The organism is Streptomyces sp. NPDC007808 (genome assembly GCF_042868655.1).
Classification (GTDB): Bacteria; Actinomycetota; Actinomycetes; order Streptomycetales; family Streptomycetaceae; genus Streptomyces.
Genome location: NZ_JBIAEQ010000008.1, coordinates 371,531 through 390,512, shown reverse-complemented (window position 1 = coordinate 390,512; position 18,982 = coordinate 371,531). Strand labels below are relative to the sequence as shown.

Genomic DNA, 18,982 nt, shown 5'->3' with positions numbered 1-18,982 from the left:
TTCTCACCCGGTGGTCGAGAACACGAACGAGAACTCCGTGGGCTCGGCCGCCAGGAAGTACCGGGGCAGCGGGCCCGGGCCGCAGGACTGCGAACCGATGCCGTGCTGCCCGTGGTCGAGGTTGACCCACACGGTGTCGCCGGGCGCCAGATCGGTGAGATGCCGCGCGGCGTCCAGCTGTTCGCTGGTCCAGCGCCGGGCGCTGAACCAGAACTCCGGATCGCCCTCGATGCGCAGCCCGCCCAGCTCCACCCAGCGGACGTCGGCCCGGGCGCCGTTCTCCTGCGGACGCACGTACGGCGTCTGCAGCTCGTCCACGGTGGAGTGCCAGCGACCGAGCATCGAGGCCGTCCTGGTGTCCGGGTAGGCCTCACCGGGGCCGCCACCGAACCACCGCACCGCGTCCGCCTGCGGCAACCCGAAGCGGATGCCGAGCCGGGGCAGCGGCACCCTCCAGTCGCCCTCCGGCGTCACGGACACGGTGAGCCGCAGCCGGCTGCCGTCGGAGGTCCAGCGGTACACGGTGGCGAGGCCCACCTCCCAGGCGGCGGGCGCCACCCGGGTCCGTACCGTCAGCGCGTCGTCGGTCAGCTCCACGGCGTCCAGGCGGTGCCGCATGCGGTGCAGGCCGTACTTGCGCCACAGCATCCCGTAGCGGGTGTCGGTCTGCCACTCGGCACCGTCGTCGTTGTCGGTGGGCGCCCGCCAGACGTCCAGGCGTGCAGCGGCCACCTCCACGTCGCCGATGCTCCTCAGCGCCCCGGTGCGGGCGTCGAAGGCGGCCGGGCCGAGGGTGATCAGGCGATCCCCGGTCGTCGGACGGTCGCTCGCGGCGACCGACGGCGACCGCCGTGCGGACACCGGGAACTGGCCCCAGGCGACCACGTGGCCCTTCGGCGCCCACGCCGTGTCGGCGCCGAGCAGCGCCCGTACGGTCCACTGGGTCTCGCCGCCGCTCTCGTGGCCGGGCGGCTCCGGCAGCTTGACCTCCGCCGATTCGCCGGGCGCGAGGGCCGGCACCGACAGGCTGCCGGCCTCGACCGTCTCACCGTCGACCTGGTACGACCACTCGAAGGCGAGCGCCGACAGATCGGCGAAGTCGTAACGGTTGGTCACGCGTACGGTCCCGCCCGCGCCGTCGCCCTCGATGCGGACCGGCTCGATGACCTTCTTGTACTCGACGAGCCCGGGGGAGGGCCTGCGGTCCGGGAAGACCAGCCCGTCGCAGACGAAGTTGCCGTCGTGCAACTCCTCGCCGAAGTCGCCGCCGTAGGCGTAGCCCAGCTCGGGATGCTTGACGCCGTGGTCGATCCACTCCCAGATGAAGCCGCCCTGGAGCCGGTCGTACTTCTCGAACAGCTCCTGGTAGTCGGCGAGCCCGCCGGGCCCGTTGCCCATCGCGTGCCCGTACTCGCACAGGATGAAGGGGAGTTCGCGGCGCCTGTGGGTGCCGCCGTCGAGCTTGCGGCCGATCTTCTCGACCTCGTCGTGGAAGGCGTACATCCGCGAGTACATGTCGGTGTCCCGGCAGTCCCAGTCGCCCTCGTAGTGCACGAGCCGGTCGGGGTCCCGGCCGTGGATCCACTCGGCCATCGCGGTCAGGCCGCGCCCGGTGCCGGCCTCGTTGCCGAGGGACCAGATCACGATCGACGGATGGTTCTTGTCGCGCTCGACCATCCGGGCGGCCCGGTCCAGCAGGGCCGGGGTCCAGCGGTCGTCGTCGACGGGGTTGTCGCGCCACGCCTGCTCGGTGAACCCGTGTGTCTCCAGGTCGCACTCGTCGATGACCCACAGGCCCAGCTCGTCGCACAGGTCGAGGAAGGCGGGATGCGGCGGATAGTGGGAGGTGCGCACGGCGTTGAGGTTGTGCCGCTTCATCAGCAGCACGTCCTCGCGCATGGTCTCCAGGTCGAGGGCGCGGCCCCGCTCGGGGTGCCACTCGTGCCGGTTGACGCCCTTGAACAGGACCGCCCTGCCGTTGACCTTGATCAGGCCGTCCTCCAGGACGACCGTGCGGAAGCCGATTCGCAGCGGCACGCGCTCGCCGGGCGTGATCAGCTCCCCGTCGTACAGCTTCGGCGTCTCCGCCGACCACGGCTCGACGGGGACCGTCACCGGCTCGCCGGTGGCCACATCGATGTCCAGGGCGGGCACGGACACCCGCCCCTCGACGTCGGAGTCGACGCGCAGGGTGCCCTCGCCCGTGGCGTGGTCGTAGGAGGCGTGCACGAAGAAGTCGCGGGCGCTGTCCTCGGGGCGGTGCAGCAGGGTGACGTCACGGAAGATGCCGGGCAGCCACCACTGGTCCTGGTCCTCCAGGTACGAGCCCGCCGACCACTGGTGGACGCGGACGGCGAGCACGTTGCCCTTCGGCTTCAGCACCTGCCCCACGGCGAACTCGTGCGGCAGCCGGGAGCCCTTGAACTCGCCCAGCTCCGTGCCGTTCAGCCAGACGCGGGCGCAGGACTCGACGCCGTCGAAGCGCAGGACGGTGTCGCCGTCTGCCGGCCAGTCCGCCGGGAGGTCGAAGGCCCGCAGGTGGTCGCCGGTCGGGTTCTCCGTCGGGACGTGCGGCGGGTCGACCGGAAACGGGTAGAGGTGGTTGGTGTAGATCGGCGAGCCGAACGCTCCGTCGCCCTGCAGGACCCAGTGGCCGGGGACCGTGACCTCGGCCCAGTCCCCGGGCTCGTGGCCCTCCTCGGCGAAGGAGTCGTCCTCGGCGTCGGCGGTGGCCGACAGACGCAGGCGCCATCGGCCGTTCAGGGACAGGGACTTCGCGTCCGAGCGCGCGTACCAGGCGCGGGGCGGCAGGGTCCCGCTGCCCGGGGAGACGTCCTCGACGTATGCGACGGATGGGGTCGTGCGGAAAGACATCTCTCTCCTAGGTCAGCCCTTGATGCCGGTCTGCGCGATCCCCTGGACCAGCCAGCGCTGGAGGAAGAGGAACACGAACACCAGGGGCAGGATGGAAATGGCCGTGGCCATGAAGATCAGGTGGTAGTTGACGGTCTGGTTCGTCATGTACGACGAGAGCGCGACCTGAACGGTCCAGGCGCTCGGGTCCTGGCCGATGACCAGCGGCCACAGGAAGGCGTTCCAGCCGTTGATGAAGGTGATCGTGGCGATCGCCGCGAAGAAGTTCAGCGAGTTCGGCACCACGACACGCCAGTACGCGCCCCAGTAGCCGAGCCCGTCCACGCGTGCCGCCTCCTCCAGTTCCTTGGGGAACCCCAGGAAGTACTGCCGGAACAGGAAGCAGGTGAAACCACTGAACAGGCCGGGGATGATGAGACCCCGGTAACTGTCCACCCAGCCGAGGGACGAGACGAGGACGAAGCTCGGCACGAAGGTGACCGCGGTCGGAACCATCAGGGTCACCAGGACGGCGTAGAACACCTTGTCGGCGTGCTTGTACGGGATGCGGGCGAGGCCGTACCCGGCCATCGAGCAGATCAGCAGGATTCCCGCGGTGTGCAGGACGGCGACGACCACGGAGTTCCACAGCGACTGCGCGAAGTCGACGGTGACGTCGTCGAACGGCTCGGTGATGTTGCCCCACTGGATGGAGGTGGGGAACCACTTCCACTCCTCGCCCGTGATCTCCGGGTCCGTCATGAAGGCGTTGCGGACGATCAGGTAGAAGGGGATCAGGAACAGGAGGGCGGCGACGCCGGTCGCGATGTACAGACCGGTGCTGCCCATGACGCCGCCGCCGCGCCTGGCCTTGGCCGGCTCCGTGGTCTTCCCGAGGTCGGGTGCTGTGGTGGTCACTTGGACTCCTCACCCCTTCCGAAACCCATGATCTTGCCCTGGAACAGGGTGACGACGCAGATGAGGACGGTCAGGACGACCGCGCCCGCGCTGCCCACGCCGTAGTTCTGGTTCTCGCCCAGCGCCATCTTGTACAGCTCGACCAGTGGCGGCTGGCCCCAGGTCGCCTTCTGCAGCAGGTTGAAGAACTCGTCGAAGGCCTGGTAGGCGGCGATGAGCAGGAGCAGGATCACCGCGGTCGAGGTCGCCCGCAGCTGCGGCAGCGTGATGTACCGGAAAGTCTGCCAACCCGGCTTGGCGCCGTCGATGGCGGCCGCCTCGTACAGCTCCCGCGGGATGTTCTGCAGCGCCGCGAGGAACAGGATCATGTAGAAACCCGACTGGAGCCACAGCCGGACGGTCACGATGACCAGCCAGTACCAGGGCGGATCGGGGTTCGCCAGCCACGCGATGTTCTCGATGCCGAACCAGTCGAGAACGGTGTTGGCCAGGCCGAAGCGGACGCCGTTGAAGAGGGACATCTTCCAGATCAGCGAGGCGGCGACGTAGCTGACGGCGGTGGGCAGGAAGAACACCGACCGGAAGAACGCCCGCATGAACCGCAGCCGGTTGACCAGCAGTGCCAGGCCCAGCGAGAGGGCCCAGGTGGCGGGCACGATGAACGCGGCGAACACGGTGAACGTGACGAGGGAGTTCAGGAAGTCCTCGTCCGTCAGGATCGACCGGTAGTTGTCGAGGCCGACGAACTCGCTCGGCGTGACGGTGAAACGTGCCTCGAAGAAGCTGAGCCAGACGCTCCAGCCGATCGGCACGAAGACGAAGATCACCAGGCCGATCAGGAACGGCCCGGTGAAGAGCCAGAAGTTGAAGGTGCTGCTCGCCCTGAGGCCCCGCCGCGGCCGGTCCTGGGAGACCTCGGCCGGGGCGGGGTCCTTGGCGACCCCGGGTGTGGTGGTGGTCGACATGTCGAGATCCGTCCGGCGGCCTATCCGAAGAGCTTCTTGAGCTCCGCGTCGACCTTCTTCTCACAGGCGTCGAGCTGGGCCTTCGGGTCGCCGTTCTTGCGGACGGCGTTGGCCATCACGTCGTTGAACGAGGCGATCATGGACTGGGTCCAGCCGATGTTGTCGAAGTGGCCGAACTCGTTGAACAGCTTCACACCCTCGGCCGGCAGGCCGGCCTTCAGCTTGCTCGCGGACTCGGCGAGGGAGGTGCGCGGCGGGATGTGGAAGCCGTAGGAGGTGGCGAAGTCCTCCTGGTACTCCTTCTTGTCGATCCACAGCCACTTGACGTACTCCTTGGCCGCCTCGACGTTCTTGCCCTTGGCGTTGACGAACATCGACCAGCCGCCGTTGTACACAGAATCCTTGCCGGCCGTACCGACCTTCGGGAACGGGAAGATGCCGATGTCGTCGCCGAGCGCCTGCTGCATGGCGGGCATGGCCCACATGCCGCACCACTGGATCGCGGCCAGGCCCTGGGTGAAGGCCGACGGGTCCCACCAGTCGGCGGGGGCGTCGAGCAGCAGGTTGCCGCTGGTGAACAGGGACCGCAGCTGCTTCAGGCCGTCGGCGACGCCGTCGGTGTTGAACGCCGGCTTGTTGTCCGCGGTGAGGGTGTCGGCGCCGGCCGACCAGATCAGGTTGTGCTGGACCGGGGTGAGGTTGTTGCCGAGGTAGGCGCCCTTGACCTTGTTGGTGGTGAGCTTGTCGGCGGCCTCTATCAGTTCTTCGAGCGTGGTCGGGACCTCGACCTTGGCCTTCTCGAACAGCGAGGGCCGGTAGAAGAAGAACTGCGGGTCGTCGATCATCCGGACGCCGTATATCTTCCCGTCGACCGTGTGCGACGTGATGTCGGCCGCGTTGAAGTCGTCCTTGACCGGCTCGATGATGTCGGTCAGGTCCGCCACCTGGCCGCTCTTGATGAGCTGGATCTGCGGGTGGAACTCGAAGACGTCCGGCGCGTTCTTGGTGAGCAGCGCGGCGAACAGCTTCTGCTCGAAGTTGGAGCCGGTGATCCACTGCGTGGTCACGTCGGTCTTGTCGTACGCCTTGGCGTACCTCTTCACGGCCTGCTCGACGCCGGCCTCGCCGTACGCGTGGAAGTACTGGACCAGGCCGTCGCCCGAACCTCCGCCGCTGCGTCCGGTGTTGCTGCCGCAGGCGGCGAGTCCGCCCGCCGCGGCCAGGCCCATCGCGGCCCGCAGAACGTTTCGGCGGTCCCAGTTGGTGTTGCTCGATGCCGACATGCTGACGTCCTTGTCTCGAGTGCGGCTGCGCCCTGTGTCCGTGGCTGGAGCGGCTCAGCGCCAGTTGGCTCAAACGGGGTTGCGGTGCGGGACGTTAACCTTCGGCTAAGGCTTCGGCAAGGGGTTGGACGAAGTCTGTGCGAAGCGTTGCGGAACGTTCGGAATACCGGACGCAACGGGCTCGCGGTCCGCCGCACCAGCGGTCAGCGAGCCCCCTTCCCTGTCCCTTCCGCCGTCACGGATGCGGCGCGGTACGGCTCCTCGCCGGGGCGGCGCGCTTGGCCGAAGCCCGCTGCCCCACCGACTGCAGCGCCCCCTCCAGCGCGAACGTCGCCGCGCCCAGGCACACCGGGTCGCTGGGGATGGGGGACAGGACGATCTCGGTGGCGGCCATCGGCCGCGGCAGCGCATGCCGGGCCACGGCCTCGCGCACTTCCGCCACCAGGGGCTCACCGAGGGCGGACGCGACCCAGCTGCTGAGCACGACGACCTCGGGGTTGAACAGGTTCACCAGGTCAGCGATGCCCGCGCCCAGATAGCGGACCGTGTCGCGCACCGCCCGGAGCGCCACCGGGTCGCGTTCACGCAGACCCCGGGCCAGCGCGGCGATCGTGGCCGTCTGGTCCTCCGGGTGCAGCAGCGCGCTGTCGGCGCTCAGCTCCCGCAGCGTCAGCATGATCCCGGACGCCCCGACGTACGCCTCCACGCAGCCGTGCCGGCCGCAGCGGCACAGCCGGCCGTCCAGGACGATCGTCGTGTGGCCCCACTCGCCGGCGCTGTTGCTCACGCCCCGGTGCAGCCCACCGCCCAGGACCAGCCCGGCACCCACGCCCGTCCCGAGGTTGACCACCACGGCGTCCCCGCGCCCGCGCGCCGCCCCGAACCACAGCTCGGCCACCGCGGAGGCGCGCAACGGGTTGTCCAGGTACAGCGGATAGGCGATGTGCTCGGTGAGCAGGTCGAGCAGCGGCACGTCGTGCCAGTCCCAGTTGGGCGCGTACTCCGAGATGCCCGTGGCCCGGTCCACCTGTCCCGGCACGCTCACCCCGACGCCGAGCACCCGGGCGCCCTCCACGCCGGCCTGCGCCACGACCGAGCCGACCGCCGCGGCGACATGGCCGACGACCTGCTCGGGCAGGCTCTCGCCGGGCCGGACGTCCTCCTCGGCGCGGGCCAGCACGTTCAACGCCAGGTCGAACAGCTCGACATGGACGTACGTCTCCGCGATGTCGACGCCGATCAACGCCCCGCCGGGGGCGTTGACCGCCACGAGCCCTCGGGGGCGGCCACCGGCCGAGTCCTCGAACCCGACCTCCGTGATCATCCGCAGGTCGAGCAGCTCGCCCACGAGAGTGGCGACGGTGGCGAGACTGAGACCGGTGGCGGCCGCCAGCTCCTGCCGGGAGGTGGGTGACGCGGCGATGATCTGGCGCAGCACCTCGTAGCGGTTCGCCGTGCGGATGTCGCGTGATGTGCGCTTCACCGGACCTGCCCCCGTCCTCTCGCTCGGGCACCGCAGCGTCATCGGCCCCGGCGCGCCGCAAGGCTATGGCCTGCGGGGACTTTCGACAAGGGGTTAGGAAAGGGGCTTTATAAAGTCCGGCAGGGCCTCAGTCCCCCAGTATCTCCCGCACGAAGGCGTTGGCGAATTTCCGCCCCGGGTCCAGCTCCCGCGCGAGCGCCCTGAAATCGTCCAGCCGCGGATACCGCCCGCGCAGCACCCCTGCCGGCACGGCGAAGACCTTCCCCCAGTGCGGCCGCGGCTCGAACGCGTCCAGAGCCTCCTCCAGCCGCCGCACCACCGGCATCACGGCAGCGGTGTCCTCGATCCAGGTGAAGTGCAGCGCCACCGAGTCCCGCCCGTGGGCCGGGCTGAGCCACTGGTCGTCGGCGGCGACCGTCCGCACCTCGCAGGTCTGCAGAACAGGCGCGACGGTGTGCCGTATCGCGTCGAGCGCACGCAGCGCGTCCACGGCGTACCCGCGCGGCAGCAGGTACTCCGACTGCAACTCCACCCCGCTGCTGGGTGTGAACTCCGCCCGGAAGTGCGGCAGCCGCTGATGCCACGGGCCCGCCACCCCGAACTGCTCCGTGCAGTTGACGGCGGGCATCCCCGGTACCGGGTGCATCTTCTCGGTGGCGGGCGCCGCCCACGGGAAGCCGGGCAGCGGCTGGTCGGTGCGCCGCTTCAGCCAGGCCTGCCGGAACCCCGGTGCCCGCCAGTCGGTGAACAGGCTCACGCTGTACGCCGACGCCATCACCGTCTCGAACACGGCCGGGTCCAGTCCGTCGAGGGGGAGTTCGGTGAAGACGTGCTGCTCGACGTCGAAGGTCGGCTCCAGGTCGAGGGTGAGCGCCATGACGACGCCGAGGGCGCCCAGCGAGGTGACGGCGCCGCCGAACCGGCGGTCGTCCCGCCCGACGGTGACCGCCGACCCGTCCGCCGTGATCAGCTCGACCTCCCGTACGGACGTGGCGAGCGGGCCGTTGCCGACCCCGGAGCCGTGCGTACCGGTCGCGACCGAGCCGGCCACCGAGATGTGCGGCAGGGAGGCCATGTTGGGCAGCGCGAGGCCGTGCGCGTGCACGGCGCGGGCGAGTTCGGCGTACCGAACGCCACCCGAGACCCGTACCGTCCGCGCCTCCCGGTCCACGTCGATCACCGGCGGCAGCCCGGCGATCGACAGCAGGACACCCTCGGGGCCGGGCTCCGCGATCTCGTTGAAGGAGTGCCCGCTGCCCAGTACCCGCACCCTCGCGCCGGCGGCCACCAGGGCGCTGACGGCGCCGGCCGAGGAAGGCCGGTGCAGCTCCTTGGCGCAGTAGGTGATGTTCCCGGCCCAGTTGGTGATCGTCTCGGTCATCCCTGCCCGCCCTTCGAGGTGCCTGCGTGTGCGTTGACCCTCTCACCCGCGCCTGCCTACCGTAGAGAACGCTTTCTCGCCCCCGTCCCGCCGAACCGGAGGCCACCTCCTTGACCCCGCGGCCGCACGCTCTCTTCGCCATGTCCGCCGAGAACGTGCCCCAACTCTTCCCGCCGGACGTGCTCGCGCGGCTGCGCGCCTCGCTGGACATCGACCCCGCCCTGGTGGCCGAGGACCTCACCGACCCACGCCTGCGGGACGTGCTCGCCCGCACCGAGATCCTCGTCACCGGCTGGGGCTGCCCCCGCCTCGACGCGGCCGTGCTGGACGCGGCGCCGAAACTGCGCGCGGTGCTGCACTCGGCCGGCTCGGTCAAGGGCTTCGCCACCCCCGAACTGTGGCGGCGCGGCATCGCGGTGAGCTCGGCCGCCGCCGCCAACGCCGTCCCGGTCGCCGAGTACACGCTCGCCATGATCCTGCTCACCGGGAAGGACCTGCTCGCGGCCCGCGACCGACTGCGCACCGAGCGCGCCTTCCCCGGCTGGGGCCTCGTCCCCGGCATCGGCAACCACGGCCGCCGGGTCGGCGTCATCGGCGCCTCCCGCATCGGCCGCAAGGTGATCGAACTGCTGCGCCCCTTCGACCTGGCCGTGAGCCTCACCGACCCGTACGTCGACGAGGCGGGCGCCGCCGCACTGGGCGTACCGCTGCTGCCGCTGGACGACCTCCTGCGCACCTCGGACGTCGTCACCGTGCACGCCCCCGAAACCCCCGAGACCCGCCACCTCGTCGGACGCCGCGAACTGGCCCTGATGCGCGACGGAGCCGTCCTGATCAACACGGCGCGCGGCGCCCTGGTCGACCACGAGGCCCTGATCGCCGAACTGCGCACCGGCCGCCTCTCCGCGATCCTCGACGTCACCGATCCCGAGCCGCTGCCCGCCGACTCACCCTTGTTCGACCTGCCGAACGCCTTCATCACCCCCCACCTCGCGGGCTCCCAGGGCAACGAGGCGGCCCGCCTGGGTCTCGCCGTGGCGCGGGAGGCGGAGCGCCTGGCGGCGGGTGAGGAACTGGCCCACCCCGTGGACCCCGGCGCGCTGGAGCGGGAGGCGTGAGGGGGAGCGGCACGGTGTGGTGAGTCGTCCCGGCGGAGGCTTTCGGAGGGTCTCCCTCGGCGCCGGGCGGCTCTCAGGGGGCCCCGGCGCGGCTCACGCCCGGGCGGGGGCATACCGTGAGGAGTCGTACGCCTGAGCCGGGAGGAGATTACGGATGGGCAGCCGAACCGCGCTGGTCGAGGATCTGATGGAGCGCTTCCCGCACGTGCCGCGGGAAGCCGTCTTCAAGGAGGACCTGCTCCGGGGCGGCGTGGCCTTCGACCCGTCCGCCCTCAGCGACAACGAGGGCGGCGAGGTCAAGCCGAAGTCGTACTTCATCTTCTCCTTCGACCACGGCACGCTTCCCGAGCTGGGCGAGGCCGCGCTGCGCCGCCCGCCGGAGGAGATCATCCTCACCGGCGGCCCGTACGACCTGCGGCGCACCGTCGTGTCCGTCCGTGTGAACCCGTCCTCGCCGTACCGGGTCGCCGCGAACGAGGACGGTGTGCTCGGGCTGTATCTCGACGGCAAGCGGATCGCCGACGTCGGTGTGCCGCCGATGCCCGAGTACTACCGACACACCCTCGCGAGCGGGAAGTCGGTGATGGAGGTCGCCCCGACCATCCAGTGGGGCTACCTCATCTATCTGACCGTCTTCCGGGTCTGCCAGTACTTCGGCGCCAAGGAGGAGTGCCAGTACTGCGACATCAACCACAACTGGCGCCAGCACAAGGCCGCCGGGCGGCCGTACACCGGGGTGAAGGACGTCGAGGAGGTCCTCGAAGCCCTGGAGATCATCGATCGTTACGACACCGCCAAGGCGTCCACCGCCTACACGCTCACGGGCGGCGCCATCACCAAGACGGTCTCCGGCCGCGACGAGGCCGACTTCTACGGCCACTACGCCAAGGCCATCGAGGAGCGCTTCCCCGGCCGCTGGATCGGCAAGGTCGTCGCCCAGGCCCTGCCGCGCGACGACGTCCAGCGGTTCAAGGACTACGGGGTGCAGATCTACCACCCCAACTACGAGGTCTGGGACGAGTACCTGTTCAAGATGTACTGCCCTGGCAAGGAGCGGTACGTCGGCCGCGACGAGTGGCACAAGCGCATCCTGGACTCCGCCGAGGTCTTCGGCGCGCGCAACGTCATCCCCAACTTCGTGGCGGGCGTGGAGATGGCCGAGCCCTTCGGCTTCAAGACGGTCGACGAGGCGATCGCCTCCACGACCGAGGGCCTGCGCTTCTTCATGTCCCACGGCATCACACCCCGCTTCACCACCTGGTGCCCGGAACCCACGACCCCGCTCGGCAAGGCCAACCCGCAGGGCGCGCCGCTGGAGTACCACATCCGCCTGCTGGAGGCGTACCGCGCCACCATGGAGGACTTCGGCCTCTCCTCACCCCCCGGCTACGGCCCGCCCGGGCCCGGCCGCGCCGTCTTCTCGGTCAGTTCCTTCATGGACAGCCTTGCCGCGGAGGACACCGCCGCGGTGTAGGCGGGACGCACGGCGGAAAAACACGGCGATACCGTTGAGACAGGCGGGGCCTGCGTCCGTACAAGAGGCCGGAGTTGCGGACGCGGCCGCCTGTCCTGACATGTGAACACAGCGCTTGTCAGTTGTGTCGAATACGTGAAAGGCTCCTGTCCTGCCGCGAGGTTCCCCCCAACTCCACTGCCAATATGGCGAGTTGACCTCGCATGTGGATGCAGGAGACCCATGCCCGACCTGCCGACCCCCCAGGACACCACCGAGGCCGCGCTGTTCTCCGAGTGCTGGGACGCCGTGCTGTCGTACGCCGACCTGTGCACGGCCGGCTCCGCCGCCGCCGGGCAGCTCGCCAGGGAGGCGTTCTCCGCCGGTATACGCGAGGCACGCGAGACCGAGGCCGGGCCCCTCAGGAGCGCCGGCCGCCGCCCGGCCCGGCTGCCCCGCATCCCCCTGCTGCTGACCGCCGTACGCACCACCGCGGCCGGCTGGGAGGAGAGCGGTCAGGGCCACAAGCTCGACCCCGACCTGCGCCTGTGGCTCAACTCCGACAAGGCGGCCCGCTACACCGGCCCCCCGCTGCAGCGCCCGCTCGCGCTGCGCGGACTGCGCGACCTGCAGGAACCGGACGCCGCGCTGCTGTGGCTGGCGGAGGTGGAGGCGCTGCCACCGGCCGTGGTGGCCCGGCGGCTCGGTCTCGACCCGGCCACCCTGTCCGAGGAACTCGCCCAGGTACGGGGCCTGTTCAGGGACCGCTGCCAGCGCAACCATCTCGACACGCCGATGGACGCGGGGTGCCGCAGCTACGCCCGGCTCCTCGACGCCGTCACCCGCTCGACCGCCGCCGACACCCCCGACGACCTCTCCCGCCACCTCGCCACCTGCGTGCAGTGCGCCGAGGCCGCCGCCTGTCTGCGGCTGCACGGCGGCGGGCTGCCCGCGGCTCTGGCCGGGGGCGTGATGGGCTGGGGCGGGCTCGCCTACCTGGAGCGGCGCCGCCGAGCCGCCGACGTGCGCCTCGGCCCCGGCCGCCCCGACACCGACACCGACCCGGACGAGCCCGGCGCGCAGAAGGCGCGCGTCGTGCGCAGCGGCCTCCTCGTGGCCGCCGTCCTCGTCTCCCTGCTGGCCCTCGCCGTGTCGATGATGCCGGGCGGCACCAGCGTCGACGGTGCCACCGCCGGCGGCGATCCGTCCGACCGCCAGCCGGTCGCCGACCCCGGCTTCTCCCTGCCGGTCGCCGATGCCCCCCGCCCCTCCGAGGACTCCCCGGAGCCGTCCCGGAGCGCTCCGTCCGACGACCACTCGCCCGAACCGAAGAGCCCCGGCCCCGGCCCGCAGGGCACCTCGTCGGCCACGGCCGGCGAGGACGACCCGGAGCCGTCGACGAGCGCACCGCCCCTGTGCAGTGTCGCGTACGAACTCGTCAACGAATGGCCCGACGGCTTCCAGGCCACCGTCACCGTCACCACCGAACGGGCCCTCGACGACTGGCGCGTCGCCTGGTCCTTCCGCAACGGCCAGGAGGTCGGCCAGATGTGGGACGCGCGCTTCGCCCAGAGCGGCTCCCGCGTCACCGCCACCGCCGCCGACTACAACAGGAAGGTCGCCGCGAACGGCACCCTCTCCTTCGGCTTCCTCGCCTCCAGGGACGGGGAGAACGCGGCGGGATACGACTTCGCGCTGAACGGCCACGACTGCGCCAAAACCGGTTGACGGGCCTTCGAGGGGCCCGGATAGAGTGACGGCAGTTCCGAGCGGTGGCCCAGGGCCGCCGCTGCCGAGCAGACCCGCATGAGGAGGTGTTGACCGATGGCTGTCTTTGCGATGAGCGCTGCCCGCATCCAGTTCATCACGTCCACCTCCATGGCCGCCGGCTGATCCCACCTGATCTCTCCGCGTCCCTCGTACGCGGCTGCCGGGGCCACCCTCGTGAAGGGTCACCCGTTGACTTCCACCTCTGTTTTCTCCGCGTTGGCTCCCTACGGCTGGGACTCCGCCTGGGCCGACGCGTTCATCCCGTACGACGCCGAAGGGCTGTTGCCCGGACGGGTCGTGCGGGTCGACCGCGGGCAGTGCGACGTCGTCACCGCCGACGGTGTCGTACGGGCCGACACGGCCTTCGTCACCCCGCACGATCCGCTGCGGGTCGTGTGCACCGGTGACTGGGTCGCCGTCGAGCCCGCGGGGAACCCGCAGTACGTCCGCGCGTATCTGCCGCGCCGTACCGCCTTCGTCCGTTCCACCTCCTCCAAGCGGTCCGAGGGGCAGATCCTCGCGGCCAACGTCGACCACGCCATCGTGGCCGTGTCCCTCGCCGTCGAGCTCGACCTCGGGCGCATCGAGCGGTTCCTCGCGCTGGCCTGGGAGTCGGGCGCGCAGCCGGTCGTGGTGCTCACCAAGGCGGACCTGGTGCCGGACGCGGTGACCCTGTCGCACCTGGTCCAGGACGTGGAGACCACGGCCCCCGGCGTGCCCGTGCTGACGGTCAGCGCGACGCGGGGCGAGGGGCTGGACGTCCTCACCGCCATCGTGGGCGGCGGTACGTCCGTGCTGCTCGGCCAGTCCGGCGCGGGCAAGTCGACGCTCGCCAACGCGCTGCTCGGCGAGGACGCCATGGAGGTCCAGGCCGCGCGTGACGTCGACGGCAAGGGCCGGCACACGACCACCACGCGCAACCTCCTCGCCCTGCCGGGCGGCGGGGTCCTGATCGACACACCCGGGCTGCGGGGCGTCGGGCTCTGGGACGCCGGGACCGGGGTCGGGCAGGTCTTCGCCGAGATCGAGGAACTGGGTCGGCAGTGCCGGTTCCACGACTGCGCGCACGACAGCGAACCCGGGTGCGCCGTACTGGCCGCGATCGACTCGGGCGCGCTTGCGCTGCGCCGACTGGAGAGCTACCGCAAGCTGATGCGCGAGAACCAGTGGATCGTGGCCAAGACCGACGCGCGCGTCCGGGCCGAGATCCGCAAGGACTGGAAGCGCAAGGGCGCCGAGGGGAGGGCGGCCATGGAGGCGAAGCGGCGCGGCTGGCGCTGAGGCCGTGTCCGTAAAATCCCGCCCGCCCCGCGACGCCTGGCACGCACGCTCGCCGCACCGGGCGAAGCCCCGAGTACATCCAGTACGAGGGACTGCGCCCGGCGCACCCGGAGCACGCACCGGACGCCGCGGGGCCCGCCCTCCGGGCGGACGACGGGACTTGCGGACACGACCTGAGGCCGTGTCCCCAGAGTCCCGCCTGCCCCGCGACGCCCGGCACGCACTGGTCCCGCGCAGCACCACGGCGCGCGGAGCGCCCTGTCCGATTTCCGCCAGCCCCGCTTCCCGGCAGGGCGGAGACTGGACGTCGTGAGGGACGAGGACACCAGGTACGAAGCGGTGCGCAGCCGTGACGCCCGGTTCGACGGCGCGTTCTTCTTCGCCGTCGAGACGACCGGGATCTACTGCCGCCCCAGCTGCCCGGCGGTCACGCCGAAGCGGCGCAACGTACGGTTCTTCGCGACGGCCGCCGCCGCGCAGGGCTCGGGTTTCCGGGCCTGCCGGCGGTGCCGGCCGGACGCCGCGCCGGGGTCCGCCGAGTGGAACGTGCGGGCCGACGTGGTGGGGCGGGCCATGCGGCTGATCGGTGACGGGATCGTCGACCGGGAGGGCGTCGCCGGGCTCGCCGCGCGGCTGGGGTACAGCGCGCGGCAGGTCCAGCGGCAGCTCACCGCCGAGCTCGGGGCCGGGCCGGTCGCGCTGGCCCGGGCGCAGCGGGCGCACACCGCGCGTGTGCTGCTGCAGACGACCGAGCTGCCGATCACCGAGATCGCGTTCGCCTCGGGGTTCGCCAGCGTGCGGCAGTTCAACGACACCGTCAGGCAGGTGTACGCCTCGACGCCGAGCGGGCTGCGGGCCGCCGCGCCCGGGGGCGGCCGCGGCGCCCGGCACGCGGGCACACCGTCGGCCGGGATACCGCTGCGCCTGGCGTACCGGGGCCCGTACCAGGTCGGTGCCGTCTTCGATCTGCTGGCGCGGGAGACCGTACCCGGCATCGAGGACCTCACCGGGCCGGTCGGGCGCCGTACCTACCGCCGTACCCTCCGGCTGCCGCACGGCACCGGCATCGTGGCGGTGCAGGAGCGACTCGGCGGTACGGGCAGGCACCGGTCCACGGCCCCGGCCGTCGCTCCCGACGGTTCGGCGGAGCGGTTCGCCGACCGGGGTGGTGGTCCGTCGGCAGCCGGAGTGCATCGCCGTTCCCCGGCACCGGGCGCGGGCCCAGGTCCGACAGCACCCGGCGCCCCGGCCCGCGTCGGCGGCTGGCTCGACGTCCGGCTTCACCTGACCGACCCCCGTGATCTGACCACCGCCGTCCACCGGCTGCGCAGGCTGTTCGACCTGGACGCCGACCCGTACGCCGTCGACGAGCGGCTCGCCGCCGATCCCGGGCTCGGGCCGATGGTCGCCGCCCGGCCGGGGCTGCGCTCGCCCGGCGCCGCCGACCCGGACGAACTGGCGGTACGGGCACTGGTGGGGCCGGCGGAGGCCGAGCGGCTGGTGCGGCGGTACGGCAAGGCGCTCGACGCGCCCTGCGGCAGCCTCACCCATCTGTTCCCCGAACCGGCCGTCCTCGCCGAGGCCGAGCCCGACGGGCCGCTGGGCGCGCTCGCCGCCGCCCTCGCCGACGGTGTCGTACGACTGGACCCGGGTGCCGACCGGGCCGAGGCGCCGGCCGCGCTGCTCGGCGTGCCCGGACTGGACGATCGGACCGTCGCCCGTATCCGCACCCGTGCCCTCGGTGACCCGGACGTCGCCCCGCCCGGCGTCGACGTCCCCGACAGCTGGCGCCCCTGGCGCTCCTACGCCGCACAGCACCTGCGCGCAGCAGGGGAGTTGGAGTACTGATGACCACCTCGACCACCATGGCGGGAGTGACCCGCTGGACCGAGCTCGACAGCCTGGTCGGCCCGCTCCTGCTCACCGCCGACCCCGCCACCGGCGCCCTGGCGTCCCTGTCCGTGCCCGGTCAGAAGGGTGGCCGTACCGTCCAGGACGGCTGGCGGCGCGACCCCGCGCTCTTCCGCGCGGCCGAGGAACAGCTCGCCGCCTACTTCGCCGGTGAACTGAAGGAGTTCCGGTTGGAGACGACCACCCACGGCACCGGGTTCCGGGAGCGGGTCTGGGCCGCCGTGGACGCCGTTCCCCACGGGGCCACCACGACGTACGGCGAGATCGCCGCGCGGATCGGCGCCTCCCGGGCCGCGGTACGGGCCGTCGGCGGCGCGATCGGCGCCAATCCGCTCCTGATCGTCCGCCCCTGCCACCGGGTCATCGGCGCGGACGGTTCACTGACCGGGTACGCGGGTGGCATCGAGCGCAAGGTACGGCTGCTCTCGCTCGAAGGCGCGCTCCCCTGAGGGGTCACCCCCAGATCACCGCCCCGACCCAGGCCCCCGCGATCAGCAGGCAGGTGTACAGCTCCGTCAGGACGCTCGACCCACCCGACCGCATCGCCGTCCGCAGCGCGGCCATCGCCTCTCCGTGGCGGCCGAGCCGAAGGCGTGCCTCGACGTAGAGGCCGGCCATGAAGCCGGGGATCGCGCCGAGCACGGGGATCAGGAGGAAGCCCAGCAGGGACCCCGCTCCGGCGTACACGGCTTGACGAGGGCTCGCCCAGCTCGGGCGCAGTCGGCGAGGAGGCAACGCCCAGCGGACCACCTGGGAGAGGAAGAGCACGACGGTCGCCCCCACGAGCACCCACCACGCGACCGGCTGGGGGTCCTGCAGGGCCCACCACATGACCGCGGCCCACACCAGCCACGACCCCGGCACCCCGGGGATCAGCACTCCGCACAGGCCGAGCAGGAGGACCAGGCCGACCAGCACGAGGTCCGACACTCCCATCTGACCAGACTGCCGGAGCTCAGGAGAACCCGCAGATCAGCCTTGTCACCGTGGGTGCGGCACGGAACGCGGCCCCGTCATCCCCGCCGTTCCCGCGCCACCCACCCCCGCTCGTACGCGTGCCATCCGAGCTGCAGCCGGGTCGTCACCCCGGTCAGCTCCATGAGCCGCTTCACCCGGCGCTGCACGGTCCGCAGGCCCAGGTCCAGGTGCTTGGCGACGCTGGCGTCGGTCAGGCCGGCCAGCAGCAGGGACAGCACCTCCAGGTCGGTGTCGTCGGGCCCGTCCGGCTCCTCCTCGGTGATGCCGGCCGCTCCGAGGCGTACCGGCAGTGCCTCCCGCCACACCGACTCGAAGAGCCCGCACAGCAGCTCCAGCAGGCCGCTCGCATGGACGACCAGCGCGGCGGGCTCCGCGGTGTGCGAGGTGAGCGGCACCAGGGCCTGCGTCCGGTCGGCGATCACCAGCTTGGTGGGCACCCGGTCCATCACCCGGACCTCCTCCTCGCGGCCGAGGGCGGCGGACAGCTCGGTGAGGCCGTGCGGCTGGTCGAGGACCGAGCGCTCCAGGACCACCCGGTAGCGGACGCCGCGGCCGGCGGCCTGCGCCTCGGCGTCGTTCTCCATGCCGGTGACGGCGACCGGGTTGCCGGTGACCAGGGCGCACACCTCCTTGCCCGCGCCGAGCTGGAGCTGCAGGAACCGCTGTGCCACCGCGGTCGCGCCGACCACCACCTCCACCAGGTCGTGCACCGCGGGTTCGGCGGCCGCCGCCCGGTACTCCTCGGCGAGCGTCGCGGCCGCCAGCTCCGCCTTCTCCAGCTCGTGGCGCCGTTGGGTGAGCAGCGCGCCCAGCGCAACCCCGGGGGGTGCGGCGACCCAGCGGCCGGGCCGGGCGGAGGACTGGGCGGCGAGGCCGTGCCGTTCCAGGCGGCGCAGGGCGCGCTCGGTGTCGTACTCGCCGAGCGTCAGCCGTCGCGCCAGATCGGGTACGTCGGCGGCGCCCACGGACACCAGCGCCCGGTAGGCCGACTCGTGTGTCTCGTCGAGACCGATCACTGACAGCATCAGGCTGCGCCCTTCCCCAGCAACACCGGCGTTCGGCCCATGGCGGAAAACGGCCACGGCGCAAAACCGCCTCGGCACATCATCGCCGTATCACCCGTCACTGTGCCAAGGTGTCGCCACCGCAGTATCAACTGCCGCCCTCTTTGCCCGACTTGACCTGTCCTGGCCTGCGCTTCGGCGTCGGAGGGCGGACGGCGGCACGGGAAGAGGGCGGGCCCGGGGAGAGCGCCACCGCGCACCGCCCGGGACGACGACGGCCACGCGCGAGGCATACCTGCGCCGTCCCGCGGTACACGCTGCCGCAGGGCGCGGACGGTCGGTCACCCAGGACGTGACCCGGGTCCACGACGTGCGCCGACGCGCGCGAAGGGGATCGGGGCCCGGGTCACCCGACAGTCGCCGGGCGGTTCTCCCGTGGGGGGTGGGACCGCCCGGCGACCTGTGCCGCGTGTTTCGTACGGCTGTTCACCACCTCACCCGACCCGCCGTTTTCGACCCCGCGTACAGGGTCGGATTTTCCGGATGCCCCGTTTTCATCCGGCCCGTGCGGTGGAGAATCGGAG

The 18,982-nt window shown here is 71.7% G+C and carries 14 protein-coding genes; 6 read left to right on the top strand and 8 right to left on the bottom strand.

Annotated features, from left to right (window positions below):
- Window positions 1-3: 3 nt before the first annotated feature.
- The 6 genes from ACFYNL_RS30095 to ACFYNL_RS30070 all read right to left on the bottom strand — a co-directional run bounded on the left by ACFYNL_RS30095 (window position 4) and on the right by ACFYNL_RS30070 (window position 8,883).
- Window positions 4-2,874, bottom strand: coding sequence for a glycoside hydrolase family 2 TIM barrel-domain containing protein (locus ACFYNL_RS30095; protein WP_388808624.1), 2,871 nt, complete (start codon window positions 2,872-2,874; stop codon window positions 4-6).
- A gap of 12 nt (window positions 2,875-2,886) precedes the next feature.
- A complete protein-coding gene (locus ACFYNL_RS30090; protein ID WP_388808621.1) occupies window positions 2,887-3,771 on the bottom strand; it encodes a carbohydrate ABC transporter permease in 885 nt (294 codons plus the stop codon).
- Window positions 3,768-4,736, bottom strand: coding sequence for a carbohydrate ABC transporter permease (locus tag ACFYNL_RS30085; protein WP_388808618.1), 969 nt, complete (start codon window positions 4,734-4,736; stop codon window positions 3,768-3,770). Before ACFYNL_RS30085 ends, ACFYNL_RS30090 begins: the two co-directional genes overlap by 4 nt.
- Window positions 4,737-4,756: 20 nt before the next feature.
- On the bottom strand, window positions 4,757-6,019 hold the full coding sequence (locus tag ACFYNL_RS30080) for an ABC transporter substrate-binding protein (protein ID WP_388808616.1): 1,263 nt from the start codon (window positions 6,017-6,019) through the stop codon (window positions 4,757-4,759).
- A gap of 235 nt (window positions 6,020-6,254) precedes the next feature.
- Window positions 6,255-7,502, bottom strand: a complete 1,248-nt coding sequence (locus ACFYNL_RS30075; RefSeq protein WP_388808613.1) for an ROK family protein — start codon at window positions 7,500-7,502, stop codon at window positions 6,255-6,257.
- A gap of 127 nt (window positions 7,503-7,629) precedes the next feature.
- Window positions 7,630-8,883 (bottom strand): FAD-binding protein, encoded by a 1,254-nt coding sequence (locus tag ACFYNL_RS30070; protein WP_388808610.1) that lies wholly within the window; start codon window positions 8,881-8,883, stop codon window positions 7,630-7,632.
- A 110-nt stretch (window positions 8,884-8,993) separates the two neighbouring features.
- Here ACFYNL_RS30070 and ACFYNL_RS30065 point away from each other — a divergent pair, with 110 nt between their 5' ends.
- The 6 genes from ACFYNL_RS30065 (at window position 8,994) to ACFYNL_RS30040 (ending at window position 16,865) form a co-directional block, all read left to right on the top strand.
- Window positions 8,994-10,001 carry a hydroxyacid dehydrogenase gene (locus tag ACFYNL_RS30065; protein WP_388808608.1) on the top strand — a complete coding sequence of 336 codons (1,008 nt, stop codon included), beginning with the start codon at window positions 8,994-8,996 and terminating at the stop codon, window positions 9,999-10,001.
- A gap of 154 nt (window positions 10,002-10,155) precedes the next feature.
- Entirely contained in the window at window positions 10,156-11,475 is a 1,320-nt protein-coding gene (locus ACFYNL_RS30060; protein WP_388808605.1) for a radical SAM protein, read from the top strand.
- A 222-nt stretch (window positions 11,476-11,697) separates the two neighbouring features.
- A complete protein-coding gene (locus ACFYNL_RS30055) occupies window positions 11,698-13,182 on the top strand; it encodes a cellulose binding domain-containing protein (RefSeq protein WP_388808603.1) in 1,485 nt (494 codons plus the stop codon).
- 231 nt (window positions 13,183-13,413) lie between these two features.
- The gene (gene rsgA / locus ACFYNL_RS30050; protein WP_388808601.1) at window positions 13,414-14,505 is read left to right on the top strand and encodes a ribosome small subunit-dependent GTPase A; all 1,092 of its coding nucleotides are present in this window, start codon (window positions 13,414-13,416) and stop codon (window positions 14,503-14,505) included.
- 309 nt (window positions 14,506-14,814) lie between these two features.
- Complete coding sequence (locus ACFYNL_RS30045) at window positions 14,815-16,353, top strand: DNA-3-methyladenine glycosylase 2 family protein (protein ID WP_388808599.1); 1,539 nt, start codon at window positions 14,815-14,817, stop codon at window positions 16,351-16,353.
- Complete coding sequence (locus tag ACFYNL_RS30040) at window positions 16,353-16,865, top strand: methylated-DNA--[protein]-cysteine S-methyltransferase (RefSeq protein WP_388808598.1); 513 nt, start codon at window positions 16,353-16,355, stop codon at window positions 16,863-16,865. The genes ACFYNL_RS30045 and ACFYNL_RS30040 overlap by 1 nt, the downstream gene beginning before the upstream one ends.
- A gap of 4 nt (window positions 16,866-16,869) precedes the next feature.
- Here ACFYNL_RS30040 and ACFYNL_RS30035 read toward each other — a convergent pair whose 3' ends face one another.
- Both ACFYNL_RS30035 and ACFYNL_RS30030 read right to left on the bottom strand, forming a co-directional pair.
- A complete protein-coding gene (locus ACFYNL_RS30035) occupies window positions 16,870-17,352 on the bottom strand; it encodes a DUF456 domain-containing protein (RefSeq protein ID WP_388808596.1) in 483 nt (160 codons plus the stop codon).
- A 77-nt stretch (window positions 17,353-17,429) separates the two neighbouring features.
- Window positions 17,430-18,419 (bottom strand): helix-turn-helix domain-containing protein, encoded by a 990-nt coding sequence (locus tag ACFYNL_RS30030; protein ID WP_388808593.1) that lies wholly within the window; start codon window positions 18,417-18,419, stop codon window positions 17,430-17,432.
- Window positions 18,420-18,982 lie beyond the last annotated feature (563 nt).

Coding starts and splice junctions, on each gene's coding strand:
- ACFYNL_RS30095 (WP_388808624.1), bottom strand. CDS start 2,874: ATGTCTTTCCGCACGACCCCATCCGTCGCATACGTCGAGGACGTCTCC.
- ACFYNL_RS30085 (WP_388808618.1), bottom strand. CDS start 4,736: ATGTCGACCACCACCACACCCGGGGTCGCCAAGGACCCCGCCCCGGCC.
- ACFYNL_RS30080 (WP_388808616.1), bottom strand. CDS start 6,019: ATGTCGGCATCGAGCAACACCAACTGGGACCGCCGAAACGTTCTGCGG.
- ACFYNL_RS30070 (WP_388808610.1), bottom strand. CDS start 8,883: ATGACCGAGACGATCACCAACTGGGCCGGGAACATCACCTACTGCGCC.
- ACFYNL_RS30060 (WP_388808605.1), top strand. CDS start 10,156: ATGGGCAGCCGAACCGCGCTGGTCGAGGATCTGATGGAGCGCTTCCCG.
- ACFYNL_RS30055 (WP_388808603.1), top strand. CDS start 11,698: ATGCCCGACCTGCCGACCCCCCAGGACACCACCGAGGCCGCGCTGTTC.
- ACFYNL_RS30040 (WP_388808598.1), top strand. CDS start 16,353: ATGACCACCTCGACCACCATGGCGGGAGTGACCCGCTGGACCGAGCTC.
- ACFYNL_RS30035 (WP_388808596.1), bottom strand. CDS start 17,352: ATGGGAGTGTCGGACCTCGTGCTGGTCGGCCTGGTCCTCCTGCTCGGC.
- ACFYNL_RS30030 (WP_388808593.1), bottom strand. CDS start 18,419: ATGCTGTCAGTGATCGGTCTCGACGAGACACACGAGTCGGCCTACCGG.